At 46.4% G+C, this 13,784-nt stretch carries 16 protein-coding genes; 10 read left to right on the top strand and 6 right to left on the bottom strand.

Going from position 1 to position 13,784, the window contains the following annotated elements; translation table 11 throughout:
* Nucleotides 1-65: 65 nt before the first annotated feature.
* The gene (locus Q0R35_RS10235) at nt 66-485 is read right to left on the bottom strand and encodes a transcriptional regulator (protein WP_295617157.1); all 420 of its coding nucleotides are present in this window, start codon (nt 483-485) and stop codon (nt 66-68) included.
* The gene (locus tag Q0R35_RS10230; protein WP_295617153.1) at nt 469-768 is read right to left on the bottom strand and encodes a type II toxin-antitoxin system HigB family toxin; all 300 of its coding nucleotides are present in this window, start codon (nt 766-768) and stop codon (nt 469-471) included. Before Q0R35_RS10230 ends, Q0R35_RS10235 begins: the two co-directional genes overlap by 17 nt.
* Before the next feature lie 220 nt (nt 769-988).
* Here Q0R35_RS10230 and ureC point away from each other — a divergent pair, with 220 nt between their 5' ends.
* Together ureC and Q0R35_RS10220 are read left to right on the top strand one after the other, a co-directional pair.
* Complete coding sequence (gene ureC, locus Q0R35_RS10225; protein WP_295617150.1) at nt 989-2,698, top strand: urease subunit alpha; 1,710 nt, start codon at nt 989-991, stop codon at nt 2,696-2,698.
* A gap of 12 nt (nt 2,699-2,710) precedes the next feature.
* Nucleotides 2,711-3,052: a protein tyrosine phosphatase gene (locus Q0R35_RS10220; protein WP_295617147.1), complete on the top strand. Its 342-nt coding sequence runs from the start codon at nt 2,711-2,713 to the stop codon at nt 3,050-3,052.
* A gap of 170 nt (nt 3,053-3,222) precedes the next feature.
* Here the strand turns inward: Q0R35_RS10220 and Q0R35_RS10215 are convergent, their stop codons facing one another.
* Complete coding sequence (locus tag Q0R35_RS10215; protein WP_295617144.1) at nt 3,223-4,383, bottom strand: DegT/DnrJ/EryC1/StrS aminotransferase family protein; 1,161 nt, start codon at nt 4,381-4,383, stop codon at nt 3,223-3,225.
* A gap of 167 nt (nt 4,384-4,550) precedes the next feature.
* On the opposite strand from Q0R35_RS10215, the gene Q0R35_RS10210 reads away from it, so the two are divergent.
* Complete coding sequence (locus Q0R35_RS10210) at nt 4,551-5,639, top strand: SpoIID/LytB domain-containing protein (RefSeq protein WP_295617140.1); 1,089 nt, start codon at nt 4,551-4,553, stop codon at nt 5,637-5,639.
* A 146-nt stretch (nt 5,640-5,785) separates the two neighbouring features.
* Here the strand turns inward: Q0R35_RS10210 and Q0R35_RS10205 are convergent, their stop codons facing one another.
* Entirely contained in the window at nt 5,786-6,709 is a 924-nt protein-coding gene (locus Q0R35_RS10205) for a class I SAM-dependent methyltransferase (protein WP_295617137.1), read from the bottom strand.
* A 350-nt stretch (nt 6,710-7,059) separates the two neighbouring features.
* Here Q0R35_RS10205 and Q0R35_RS10200 point away from each other — a divergent pair, with 350 nt between their 5' ends.
* From Q0R35_RS10200 to Q0R35_RS10170, 7 genes are all read left to right on the top strand, one after another.
* Nucleotides 7,060-7,677: a DedA family protein gene (locus Q0R35_RS10200; protein WP_295617134.1), complete on the top strand. Its 618-nt coding sequence runs from the start codon at nt 7,060-7,062 to the stop codon at nt 7,675-7,677.
* A gap of 271 nt (nt 7,678-7,948) precedes the next feature.
* Nucleotides 7,949-8,941, top strand: coding sequence for a protein phosphatase 2C domain-containing protein (locus Q0R35_RS10195; protein WP_295617131.1), 993 nt, complete (start codon nt 7,949-7,951; stop codon nt 8,939-8,941).
* 181 nt (nt 8,942-9,122) lie between these two features.
* Nucleotides 9,123-10,394: a VWA domain-containing protein gene (locus tag Q0R35_RS10190; RefSeq protein WP_295617127.1), complete on the top strand. Its 1,272-nt coding sequence runs from the start codon at nt 9,123-9,125 to the stop codon at nt 10,392-10,394.
* Between the two features lie 155 nt (nt 10,395-10,549).
* The gene (locus Q0R35_RS10185; protein ID WP_295617123.1) at nt 10,550-11,275 is read left to right on the top strand and encodes an FHA domain-containing protein; all 726 of its coding nucleotides are present in this window, start codon (nt 10,550-10,552) and stop codon (nt 11,273-11,275) included.
* 62 nt (nt 11,276-11,337) lie between these two features.
* The gene (locus Q0R35_RS10180; RefSeq protein WP_295617120.1) at nt 11,338-11,637 is read left to right on the top strand and encodes a hypothetical protein; all 300 of its coding nucleotides are present in this window, start codon (nt 11,338-11,340) and stop codon (nt 11,635-11,637) included.
* A gap of 162 nt (nt 11,638-11,799) precedes the next feature.
* On the top strand, nt 11,800-12,030 hold the full coding sequence (locus Q0R35_RS10175; RefSeq protein ID WP_295617117.1) for a DUF433 domain-containing protein: 231 nt from the start codon (nt 11,800-11,802) through the stop codon (nt 12,028-12,030).
* 3 nt (nt 12,031-12,033) lie between these two features.
* A complete protein-coding gene (locus tag Q0R35_RS10170; RefSeq protein WP_295617115.1) occupies nt 12,034-12,402 on the top strand; it encodes a DUF5615 family PIN-like protein in 369 nt (122 codons plus the stop codon).
* Nucleotides 12,403-12,507: 105 nt separating this feature from the next.
* On the opposite strand, the gene xth is transcribed toward Q0R35_RS10170, so the two are convergent.
* Nucleotides 12,508-13,299, bottom strand: a complete 792-nt coding sequence (gene xth, locus Q0R35_RS10165) for an exodeoxyribonuclease III (RefSeq protein WP_295617112.1) — start codon at nt 13,297-13,299, stop codon at nt 12,508-12,510.
* A gap of 149 nt (nt 13,300-13,448) precedes the next feature.
* On the bottom strand, nt 13,449-13,784 hold a 336-nt coding region (locus Q0R35_RS10160), incomplete at its 5' end, for a DUF952 domain-containing protein (protein WP_295617109.1).

Here is a 13,784-nt window from a genome sequence, read left to right as displayed (position 1 = left end):
AGCTAATTTTAGATCTTCGATCGATTCCATCCCGATCGGGCTAATTCATGTCATAGCTAGACTAATTAAATAAATACACTAGCCGAGATATTAAATATTTCTCCCAGTTTCTTTGCTTGTGCCTTACTAATTGCGCGCTTACCATTGACGATCGAAGACACCAACCCTTTCGACGGACTGAGTACTCCTACCAAGTCCACTTGCTTCATCCCACGAGCTTCCATCAAATGCTGTAACAGCTCGTGGGGTGACGTTTTCGACCACTCTTTAAGGTTGTATGTTTCCTCTTCATAGTCTTTAATTAGCTTAACCAAAAGTCTAAATAGAACAGTTTCTTCAGGAGTCCGATCCTGTTTTTTGAAGATTAATCTTTCAGCTACAGCCAAAAACTGTTCGTACTCTTCATGCGTTTCAATGATTTTGGGAATGATTCGATCTTGGTTTAATAAGTCAATATAATCCCCTCTGCTAATAGTATGGGTCATTTTTCCACTGCTCCTTATCGTATTCGGCGTGGGTCAGAAAATATTTAAAATAAACGACTTGCTCCTCATAATCTATGTCAAGAATGAGGCGATATTTATTACCTTTGATATTGAAAACAGTAAAATTGCCAACTGACTCAGCAGCTCGATATTCTTTTTGCACATCGATAAGGTTTTGCCATGCTGATTTTTCAACTTTTTTATAGAAGTTCTTAATTACTTCTTCTACATCAGGATATAAGGCTGATGCTTCTTTGAGTTTGCCAGCAGAAATGAGGTGCATGGGAGCTTTCCTTTAAATATTTATATTCAGTATTCTGAGGATGCGATTCCATGTGGTTTGCTTGGTCGTGCTTTGGTTGTGTACGTACTATGTTTGCATGTTGAAAACTAATTGTCAACACTAAGGTTTAGTGTTGCTAGATCTGGATTAGATCGATTCCTGAAGCAGAGAATACGTCATTCGAGTAAAATGATCGCAAAACATCATCCCCTAACTGACTATGAGTTATAGAATGGATCGCCGCGCTTACGCTCAGACATACGGGCCTACTACAGGCGATCGCGTCCGGCTTGCTGATACGGAGTTATTCATTGAAATCGAGCGCGATTTTACAACTTATGGGGATGAGGTGAAGTTTGGGGGTGGGAAGGTAATTCGAGATGGGATGGGACAATCGCCGATCTCTAATGCTGATGGTGCGGTGGATTTAGTCATTACTAATGCGGTGATTCTCGATTGGTGGGGAATTGTCAAAGCCGATGTCGGGATTAAGGATGGCAAGATTTATAAAATTGGGAAGGCGGGAAATCCTTATATTCAAGATAATGTCGATATTATTATCGGCCCAGGTACCGAAATTATCGCCGGGGAGGGGTCGATTTTGACTGCGGGGGGGATCGATACCCACATTCATTTTATCTGCCCTCAACAGATTGAAGTCGCGATCGCAGCGGGAATTACGACGATGATTGGGGGTGGTACGGGGCCAGCAGCGGGGACGAGTGCGACTACCTGTACGCCGGGAGTGTGGAATATGCACCGGATGTTGCAGGCGATGGATGCGTTTCCGATGAATATTGGGTTGTTGGGGAAGGGGAATAGTTCTCAGCCGCAGGGTTTGGTCGAGCAGGTGGAAGCGGGTGCGATCGGGTTAAAATTACATGAAGATTGGGGAACTACGCCTGCGACGATCGATAATTGTTTGAATGTGGCGGATGAGTATGATGTACAGGTGGCGATTCATACGGATACGCTCAATGAGGCGGGGTTTGTGGAGGCGACAATTGGGGCGTTTAAGGGGCGCACTATTCACACTTATCATACCGAAGGTGCGGGTGGCGGACACGCGCCCGATATTATTAGAGTTTGTGGTGAGGCGAATGTTTTACCCTCATCTACCAATCCGACTCGCCCCTATACTTTAAATACTTTGGACGAACATTTGGATATGTTGATGGTGTGTCACCATTTGAGTCCGAGTATTCCTGAAGATGTGGCTTTTGCCGAGTCGAGAATTCGCCGCGAAACGATCGCCGCTGAAGATATTCTTCACGATTTGGGCGCATTTAGTATGATTTCTTCTGACTCTCAAGCGATGGGCAGAATTGGCGAAACAATTATTCGGACTTGGCAAACCGCCCATAAAATGAAAGTCCAGCGGGGCGGTTTACCTCAAGATAATCAACCTGCCGATAATTTACGGGCGAAACGCTATATTGCTAAGTATACAATTAACCCCGCAATTACCCACGGAATCAGTAATTATGTGGGTTCGATCGAGTCTGGTAAAATTGCCGATTTATGCTTGTGGAAACCTGCCTTCTTTGGAGTCAAACCAGAGACGGTAATTAAGGGCGGACTGATTGCCTGGGCGCAAATGGGCGATGCGAATGCGAGTATTCCCACACCGCAACCTGTCCACATGCGTCCGATGTTTGGTAGTTATGGTGGTGCGAGAACTAATACGGCATTTACGTTTATGTCTCAAGTCGCGATCGAACAATTTTTACCCGATCGATTGCAGTTACAAAAACAGGTATTAGCAGTATCGAATACTCGTCAAATTAGCAAGCGCGATCTGAAGTTAAATGATGCGCTACCGCGAATTGAAGTCAACCCCGAAACTTATGAAGTCAGAGCGGATGGGGAGTTACTTACCTGCGAACCTGCGACTGTTTTACCAATGGCGCAGCGTTATTTCTTGTTCTAAAAATCGAAATTAATGTATCAAGAGCAATTGTTATTTATTTGTAGTCGCAATCAATGGCGGAGTCCGACAGCAGCCAATTTATTTGCAGCTAGCGAGCGATATACAGCCAAATCGGCGGGGACTTCAGATCGTGCCAGAATTAAAATTACACCGGGTTTAATTAATTGGGCGGATCGAATTTTTGTAATGGAAAAACGTCACGCGGCAATTCTTCAGCAAAAATACCCCGATCTGATTGCTAATAAGTTGGTAGTTGTTTTACATATTAGCGATGACTATCAATACATGGATCCAGAACTTATCGAAATTCTGGAGTCGCGGCTTGCTGAACATTTGACATTAGAGGATGTCTGAAAAGTCAATAGAAGATCTCAAATTGGGTTCCATACACAAGTCGGCTGGACTTCGTTTTGAGATCTGAATCCCCCAACCCCCTTAAAAAGGGGGCTTTTGAGTGTAAATCGCCTCGATTGGTACATTTAGAGCGAGACAGCGCACCAATTGAATGGACGAGATCGGGGCATCTATTCGGGCGTATGATGAGCCGCGATCGCATCCTTGAGGGCGTATACTACCCGTTGTTGCTCATCAAAGGTAATTTCGGGAAACATTGGAATCGAGAGTACTTGGTGGCTGACTAGTTCGGTATTGGGGAAACTGCCGATCGGGAGATGGAGATCGCGATATACTTCCTGTAAATGTAATGGCAGCGGATAATAAATCATCGAGATTACGCCAACTTCAAGAAGACTAGCACGGACTCGATCGCGATAAGCCGCAGCATCGATACCCGCAGGTGCCACTAATCTAATCGTATATTGATTCCACGCCGATTCGCCCCCAGGAGTTGCTTGAGGGGTAATAATATTGGGGACATTGGCGAGTAACTCTTGATAAATAGCTGCAACTTTAGCTCTCTGCTGGTTCCAGCGATCGAGATGTTGGAGTTTAACCTGTAAAACTGCCGCTTGAATGGCATCGAGGCGACTATTTACGCCGATCGCTTCATGATAATATCGCTGACGGCTGCCATGTTCGCGATACATCCGCAAATCGGCAGCTAGAGCGGGATCGTTGACGGTAATTGCCCCACCATCGCCACAAGCACCGAGATTTTTGGTAGGGAAGAAGCTAAAACACCCAAAATGTCCGATGCTCCCCACTTGTTTGCCATTCCATTTGGCACCTGTAGCTTGGGCGCAATCTTCGATCACAATTAAATTATGCTGCGTCGCGATCGACATCAGCTTTGTCAGATCGAGTGGATTGCCAAATAAATGCACGGGCATAATCGCCCTAGTGCGGGGCGTAATGGCGGCGGCTAATTGACTCAAATCGAGATTGAAAGTAGCCAGATCGATATCGACAAATACTGGTTTGGCACCTGCTTCGCTGATGGTTTCTGCCGTCGCAATGAAGGTAAAGGGCGTGGTAATTACTTCATCCCCCGCGCCAATTTTCATCGCTCTCAGAGCCAGATACAGCGCATCCGTACCGGAATTGCAACCGACGCATTCAGTCGTACCGACATAGCTAGCAAATTGCTGCTCGAAATCTCGAACGACAGAGCCGCCAATGTATGCACCAGAGGCTAAAACTTCTAATACCGCTGCACTGACATCAGCACCGATCGCTTGATACTGCCGTTTGAGGTCAAGAGGGGGGATGTTACTCACAACGTTCATAACCGTGGATTTTCAATTAATTGTAGCGGAATAGGCTCACACTTCGATCGTGTTTGCCTCAATTTACCATCTAGTGACGCGCCACCAACGTCGGACGTTCCCATCTCCCATCTAGGGTATGATTAGCGATCGATTGCTAAATTTTGACCCCGATGCGAATTTTCAAAGTGAGTAAACAGACTGGATGGCTGTCTTTAATAATATGGGCGATGGCGATCGCGCCTGCACATTCTCAGCAATTGCGGGTTGCCATCGCCGCCAAAGTAGCTCAAGTCAACCTGAGCAGCTCTACACCTGCTGTCGTCAGCGATGAAAAGGGTCAAAAATTGGGCGAACTACAACCTTTACAAGGATCGATCGTCACAGCCAACAACGATCGCATTGAATTTGGTAATAGTAAAGTCACTCAACTATGGGTAAAACCCCAACAAGGTGGCTACATCTGGATCGGCGATCGTTGGTATCGCGGCTGGGTGCAGGTAATTGCCGTTAACAAACAACTACTAGCCATCAATAATGTCAATCTCGAACAGTATCTGTACAGCGTCTTAGGTGCCGAGATGAGTCCGACTTTTCCTGCCGAAGCTCTCAAAGCTCAAGCCGTCGCCGCACGTACTTATGCCCTCTATCGCAGCCGCGCCACTAGCCAAAAACCTTTCGATGTCGATAGTACCCAATCGAGTCAAGTCTATCGCGGCTTATCGAGCGAATCAGACACCACTCAAGCCGCCGTTAATGCTACGCTCGGTCAAATTGTGACATATGGGGGTAAACCGATATTGGCTGCCTTTCATGCGTCTTCTGGAGGGCATACAGAGAATGTCGAAGATATCTGGTTGAGTCGGGAGCCGTATTTGCGGGGTGTCACAGATTACGATATCGGCTCGCCAGGATATGAGTGGACGCAACCATTTACACTCGCCCAACTAAGTCAAAGTCTCAAAATTAAGCAAGTACGAACGATCGTGCCCGATCGCACCACCCAATTTGGTAGCGTTATGAGTCTGACAGTTAGCGGCGATACCACCCAAACCTTCACCGGAAGTCAGTTCAGAACCGCCCTCAAGCTCCGCAGTCTGCGCTTTACAATCTCCCCCACACCAACCGGATTTACCCTAACCGGACGCGGCTACGGGCACGGTTTGGGGATGAGCCAATGGGGTGCCTATAATCTCGCCGAACAGGGGCAAAAGTATCCCAGCATCTTAGCTCACTACTATCAGGGCGTTAAAATCGAAAAATTACCAGCTTCCTAGGCTTTAGGTTTTAGGTTTTAGGTTTTAGGTTTTAGGTTTTAGGTTTTAGGTTTTAGGTTTTAGGCTGTAGAAGTAATCACTCCTATCTCCTTACTCCTATCTCCTTACTCCTATCTCCTTACTCCTATCTCCTTACTCCTATCTCCTTACTCCCATCTCTTCGCAATACAGGCGATCGATTGAGGTGCTTGTGGGGCATTTTTCCCAGCTAATAATTTAATCAAGCTATCCTTGAAACCCAATTTACCCATTTTCCCTTGGAATAATTCATCGCCGACATTATGATAATGCGGGTACAGATCGACCTCAAACCCTAACGGCTCTAAAGTATCGAGATAAAGTGCTGGCGTGACACCATCGCCCGGTTTGCTATTATGAATCTCTGTAGCTAATCGCCAAGCTTCTTCGTGAGGCGGTGTGTAGATACCCGCTCTCCCTGGCAACCAATACATCGGAAATCTTTTCCTAGCTTCAGTAATTAAGAATGCCACCCCTCGATCGCTTGGCAGATAGCATAACGGATCTTCATCTGTAATTAATACCCCACCAGGGCGAACCAGGCGCGCTGCTTCTGCTAAAACCCCAGCCATATCATCGCAATGATGTAGTACGGCGTTGAGTGTGACAATATCTGCGAATCCATCGACAAAAGGCAAATTGTGAGCGTCGGCTAATATTGGCGTATAGCCGATTTTTGCGGCATTTACTAACGCGCCATAACTGATATCGACACCCAATATTTCTCGCGGCGAACCACCTACAGCAGCATACACATTACCTAAACCACAACCAATATCGACAACGATCTTGTCATCCCAATTACCGATTGCCGCTTGCCAACGGTTACCAAATTCTTGACTATTATTTTCGGATCTAAAGTATCTGGCACCAAATTCTGGATGGCTGAAGAAACTAGCATTTGCCACCATCCCCGGACTCCAATCTGGAATTTCGCAAGTGAGAATATTTCCTGGCTGCTCGATTTTCATTCGAGAAATTGCATCGGATCGCAGTCTCAGAGCTAAATCTGGCTCGATCGATCGCGTTGTAGCAGCTATTTTTGTTGACATTATCCTAGTTTTTGTGGAACGTTGGTTAACTATCTCTCAGGAATTGATATCGATCGACTAGCGATCGGTGCAATCTAGCCTACCTAGATCGACAAAACATATTCTCAGCAAGAAATCAGGGGGTGTCGGAGCAAGTGAAAAGAGCCGTCGCTCGTCGATCGACATCTTTAATAGCGACATTATACTCTATGCAAATATGTTGTAGTGTATCGATTTACTCCCAACTCCCAACTCCCAACTTCTAACTCCTAACTCCTTACTTCTTACTCCTTACTCCCATCTCCCAACTGTAAATTTACCCAATTCCTCAGTTAATATAAGAATGTAAAGTTACATCTCTTCAGGTATAGATGGAATTCCTATCGTTAGAGACAATCCAGGAGCTAGCAAATCAATACGGATATCTCGCTGTCTTTGTAGGCATTCTGTTAGAAAATTTAGGGTTGCCACTACCTGGTGAAACCATCACGATCGTCGGTGGTTTTTTGGCTGGGAGTGGCGAACTAAATTATTGGCTCGTCTTGGCATCAGCGGCGATGGGAGCTTTCATCGGCGGCATCGGCGGTTACTCAGTGGGCAAGTATGGCGGCTGGAAGCTGATTCTAGGTGCTGCGAAAGTCTTGCGGATTCAAGAAGTGCAGTTAGAAGAAATTAAAACTAAATTTAGTGACAATGCGGTTAAAGCCGTCTTCTTCGGTCGATTTATCCCTTTAATTCGGATTGTTTCTAGTCCGATGGCTGGTGTCGTGGAGATGCCAATTGGTAAGTTCTTAGCTGTTAATTTAGTTGGAGCGGTGACTTGGGCATCGGTGATGACAACACTAGCCTTTTTCGTGGGTAGAGTAGTTTCGCTCGAACAGTTACTAGCTTGGGTGAGTAAGTTTGCCATTCTAGCTCTATTCATCGCGATCGGATTTATCGTCGTCCCCATCTGGCTGGAAAGTCGCATTGCTAAAACAGGGGAATAGGCTTTAGGGGAGATGGGAGTTCGGAGTTTGGAGATGGGAGATTTTGGATTTTGCGGTTCGCGCTCTGGAGGTTTCCTCCAGATCGAGCGAGACAAGACAGCGACTGAAATCACGCGGAGGCTCCCTCTTGCCAGAGTGTTTCAATCAAGACAGGATTTTGGATTGATAATATCCAAGTCCCCCAGTCGCCCCGTCACCCAGTCACCCCGTCCCCTCGTCCCCCAGTCCCATCTCCCTGTAGAATGGTTTTGAAGATCGCACGCGAATATCTATGAACTGTCATGAATGTGGAGGCACGATCGCAGTAGACGATCGGTTTTGTGAAGAGTGTGGTGCGAGTCTAGTAGCCGCATCCAACCCTTCATCTTTGGTGCAGCCACTTACGGTGCTCGTCAGTAATATTAGTTGTCAGAAATGTGGTGCGCCGCCTGCCAAAATCGATGCGGAACGATACTGCATAGAATGTGGATTTCGTCAAGCAGTAATTTCTACGGATACCATCGAACTCCAACCTGCACCCAATTTAGCAGGAGCTAGCGATCGCGGGCGCAGACACGATCGAAATGAAGATGCGATCGCGCTCAAATTTATTGCCGACGATATCTATATTATGGTCGTCTGCGACGGTGTATCTAGTTCCCAACATCCCGAACTTGCCTCCAGAGCTGCGGTAACTAATTGCTTAGAGGCGATCGAACTAGCCCTGCAACAAGGTATCGACGATCCGGCGGCGGTTATTTGCCAGGGTGTCGATGCCGCACTCCAAGCCGTCGCCCGAATTCCGATCGATCCGACATCCTCAATCGATCCTGCTTCTACCACGATCGTCGCCGCACTGGTACGAGCTAATATTGCCACAATCGGCTGGTTGGGCGATAGTCGTGCCTATTGGATCGCCCCAGATAAATCGATCCAGCTCACTCAAGATGACTCCTGGATGCGCGATGCGATCGAGTCTGGTATGTACACCCCCGAAGAAGCCGAAGCATCGCCCTACGCACATGCGATCGTCCGCTGGCTGGGTGCCGATACCGCCGATGATGGTAAACCTTCGATCGTGACTTTTGCCATCCCTAGTGCGGGTTATTTACTCCTGTGTACCGATGGCTTATGGAACTATGCCCCAGATCCCGGTTATCTTTACCATCTATTTCAACAGGCAAACGATTCGCACAGCCTCCCCATCGCCCGTCACCTGATTCGCTTCGCCAATCAACAAGGTGGACAAGATAATATTACAGTGGGTATTTTAGTAATAGAGTAGTGCTAGTTTGCATAACCGATCGCTTATTCTCCCAAGTATTTAGCAATCGCTCGTTGGCGTAGCCTCTTCGAGAACGAGAATTGACAGTAATTAAGTAGTTTCGATCGACGATCGTAAAATCCAAGTGTTAGGAACTTGCTAACTTCCGACTCCCATCTCCCAACTCCCATCTCCCAACTTTATGTTTAACGCCGAAGTCTTCCAAAATCCTTACCTTCCCCAAGGTGCCAGAGAAGTAAACGCCATCATGACGATTACTACCAGCGATAGTGATGGGGTAGCAGTTGCCGCACCGATAACCAATCAACGCTTATTTGGGATTATTTGCGATACATCTGGCTCGATGGGTGGAGCTAAAATGATTGCAGCTAAAGATGCGATCGTTAAAATTATCAATCTACTCCCTGATGATGCTGCCTTTTTTGTCGTCACCGGATCGAGCCGCGCTAAATTATTGGTACCGTTAGTTAACGCCGTACCTGAGAATAAAATGCGCGCGATTAGTCAGGTAAAAGAAATTAGTGCCAATGGCGGTACTTTAATGTCTACTTGGCTGCATACCGCTTTGGGTGAATTTAATAAAATGCCCCAAGCAATTTGTCAGGCATTATTGCTCACAGATGGGCAAAACGATCTCAATGACGAACACGATTTAACTCGCATTCTCGATGCTGCGGAAGGGAAATTTCAGTGCGATTGTCGCGGTGTCGGTACCGATTGGCGCGTTGGTGAATTACAAAAAATTGCCGCCAAATTATTGGGTACGACTGATATTATCCCCTCACCCGATCGGATTGCCGCAGACTTTCAAGAAATTCTCACCAAAGCAATGGGTAAAACCGTCAGCGATGTCAGTCTCAGATTGTGGACTCCCGTAGGTGCGAAGATATTATTTTGCAAGCAGGTAAGCCCCGAAATTGTCGATGTTACCAGTCGCGCTAAGGTTGTCAGCGAGAGAATTATTGAATATCCTACAGGTGCGTGGGGGAGTAATGAGTCTCGTGATTATCATTTCTGCATTCAAATTAATGCGGGCAATGTCGGCGATGAAATGTTAGCCGGAAGAGCGAGTTTAATAACTCAAACTAACGGACAAGAAACCAAAATAACCGAAGCCAAAATTCTGGCAACTTGGACGGAAGATGAAGCCAAAACTGCCAAGATCGATCGTCGTGTCGCTCACTATACCGGACAAGCCGAACTCAGTCAATTCATTCAAGAAGGCTTAGAAGCCAAAGCGCAAGGCAACATCGATGTCGCGACAGTCAAGCTCGGTAAAGCCGTCAAAATCGCCCATGATTCTGGTAACGAAGCCACCGCTAAACTCCTCCGCTCCGTCGTCGATGTCGAAGATGCCGCCGCAGGTACAGTCCGCATCAAACGCACCGTCGCCAAAGAAGATGAAATGATGTTAGAGACTCGATCGACAAAGACGGCTAGAATTCAGAAGTAGATGGGAGATAGGAGGGAGGAGATGGGAGATAGGGGTTGGGTGTTAGGCTCCAACATTTAAGTTTTGGAACTGCGTTCCACACCTCCCACACCTCCAACCTCCCACACCTCCAACCTCCCATCTCCAACCTCCCATCTCCAACCTCCCATCTCCTCATGTACACTTGCCCCAAAGGTCACAATTCAACAGAAGCCGATTTTTGCTCGGAATGTGGGGCGAAAATTATGGGTTTGGGAATTGCCCAAAGTACTGCTAATTCGAGCCAGACAACGACTAGGAGCGTGTCGATCGCATCTTCTAGTTCGATTCAACCTTGCCCCGATTGCAGTACGCCCCATGAGGCAGATAGCGGCAACTTCTGTGAAATTTGTGGCTATAACTTTCTCACGGGTGCTAAAGGTGGCGATCCGCTGTCGAATTTTCCACCCCCAATTAAATCTGTTGCCAATCTTGCTGCTACCGCACCGACACAGCCCCCGCAGCCGCTCCCAGATGCCACAATCCCCCACGTTACCGCGCTCGGCTGCTGGCAAGTTACCATCTCGATCGATCCCACTTTAGCCACGCCAGATAGCCCGACAGCCCCCACTCAAGCCCCAATTACTATTCCCCTAAACAATCCTACCAATCTGATCGGGCGTACCAGTCAAGCGCGCGCCATCCATCCCGAAATTCCGCTCGATTTAGACGATGCTGTCTCTTCGCGTCATGCGATTTTGACTCTGCATCCCGATGGTGCGCTGGTATTGCGCGATATCGGTTCGTCGAATGGCACGATGGTAAATGGCAAAGAGATCGCGATTATGTCCGATATTTCGATCGCGTCTTGCGATGAAATTACCCTTGGACATTGGACGAGAATTAAGGTAACTGCTGTTTAATAACTAAGATTGGGTAGGCTAAATACAGTACATATTTTTATAAGTATCGAGGTTTAAAATCTATGAATCCAATTATCAGACAAGGCGACGTTATTATTATTCCTAGCGACACAGCCGCGACAGGTACCAAACTTCCACACCTGACTTTAGCCGAAGGTGAAGTTACCGGACATCGCCACCAAATTAGTAATGGTGAAGCCGAATTATTCGAGCGGGACGGCGTATTATATCTCAAAGTTTTATCGCCGACTGCCATTCTTACCCACGAGGAACACGCACAGGTAACTATTCCTCAAGGTGATTGGGAAATCCGCATCCAACGCGAATACTCACCTGAAGGTTGGCGATATGTAGCTGACTAAAATTAATAAAAGATATCTAGACTCTAGATATCTTTTATTCTATCGATTAGATCGAGTTATGCCGTGGAAGTTTCTGGGCAGGTTTGCACGCAAGTTGTAAAATGAAGAGACTCGATACCGATCGCTTATTTAACTTTTCCCCGTTGGCATACTTGAAAAATCATGAACTGGCAATCTCGAATTACGCTCGATCTCAATATCTTAGTTGGTAAGCCAACAATTAAAGGCACTAGACTAGCCGTTGAATTTATCATCGATTTGCTGGCTCAGGGCTGGAGTACAGACGAGATTTTGCGAAATTATCCAGGGATCGAGATCGAGGATATTCAAGCCTGTCTGAGCTATGCCAGTGCATCGCTTCAGTCCGAAAAAGTCTATGCTATTCCGGCTTAGTTTATGCGGTTCCTTGCTGATGAAAATTTCCCATTAGATGCTGTTGAGGCACTCCGGCAAAGTGGACATGATGTAGCGTGGATTAGATCTGATTCTCCGGGTATTGCCGATCCTCAAGTATTAGAACGCGCTCAAACCGAAAACCGGATTATTTTGACGTTTGATAAGGACTTTGGTGAATTGGCTTTTCGTAACAAGTTACTTGCTACTGCTGGCATTATTTTGTTTCGGATTAAGGCCCCTTCTAGTTTGGTAATTGCTCAAAAAGTAGCCAAGGCGATCGCACTTAGAGATGACTGGAATGGTCATTTTAGTGTGGTTGAAGATGATAAAGTACGAATGAGGCTACTTGCTATACCTGACATCGATTAGTTTGCCACTCGATCTCAATTTCACGATCGTCATTAAGATCGATCGCATTTCTCAAAAAGGTAGGGACAATTCATAAATTACCCCGACTTTTTTTATTTGGTATGATTATAACTCGACAATTACCGGGGTATGATCGCTGGGTTGGACTAATTTACGTGGCTCGATATCGATCGAACAACTAGTAGCCCGATCGAACAAATCTGGTGTTAAATAAAGATGGTCGATTCGCCAACCGCGATTGCGCTCGAAACCTTGTTGGCGATAATCCCACCAGCTAAAATGTCCGCCTGAAGATGTAAATTTGCGGAAGCTATCTCGAAAGCCTAAATCGATAACTGACTTACGTAATAAGTCTCGTTCTGCGTCAGTTGCCATCACCCGATCTCGCGATACTGTTTTGGTATGAATATCGAGATCTTCGAGGGCAATATTAAAGTCTCCACAGACGCAAATCGAAGGCTGACCGGATGCGATCGAGGTTTTTAGATATATGCCTAATAACTCCAACCACCGCAGCTTGTAGGGGTATTTATCGCTGTCTACAGAATTGCCATTAGGCACATAAAGATTGACAATTTGGACACCATCGAGGTTGCCAGTAATTACCCGCTTTTGTGTGTCTAAATCTCCGACTAGTTCCGCGTCTAATATGCCCCCAAAACCATAACTCACATTAGTTAATGGTTGCTTGCTAAACATTGCCACGCCGTTATATGATTTTTGCCCAGAGATATAGGCATGATAACCGCAGGCGGCGATCGCATCGATCGGAAATTGGCTATCGATCGCTTTAGTTTCTTGAACGCACAACACATCAACCTGACTTTGTTGCAACCAATTAGTTACTATTTCTAGTCGCGTCCGAATTGAGTTAACGTTCCAGGTGGCAATTTTCATTGAGGAGATGGGAGTTGGGAGTAAGGAGATGGGAGTTGGGAGTAAGGAGATGGGAGTTGGGAGTAAGGAGATGGGAGTTGGGAGTAAGGAGTAAGAAGATAGCTTAATTTTTCAACTTTCAACTTCTTGCACTGAGCGGAGCCGAAGTGTCAACTATTAACTAATTCTTTGGGCATGAGGAATGAGTTGTCTGGGCTGGTTTCGAGATCGATGACTTGGGTTACTGCGTCGATGTTGAGGTTGCCGTAAATATGAGGGAATAAATTATTTGCTTCGGCACCTTCGTAGCGAATCTCTGGTGTGACTTTAGTGATTTCGATTACGAGGATGACTAGATCTGTTTGCTGCTTAAAAAACCGATTTGCCGAGCCGATAACTTGAGCTAGAGTAGAGCAATGGATAAATCCTTCGGTAGCTAATGTTTCGCTACTGTAAGTACCGAGATTTTTGGCTGCTTCCCATCGATCGCGGCGGGTAATATGTAA

Origin of the sequence: Chamaesiphon sp. GL140_3_metabinner_50, from assembly GCF_025361915.1 — a bacterium.
In the GTDB taxonomy this organism is placed as follows: domain Bacteria; phylum Cyanobacteriota; class Cyanobacteriia; order Cyanobacteriales; family Chamaesiphonaceae; genus Chamaesiphon.
The sequence above is the reverse complement of the archived record's forward strand: the minus strand, read 5'-3'. Positions and strand labels throughout refer to the sequence as shown.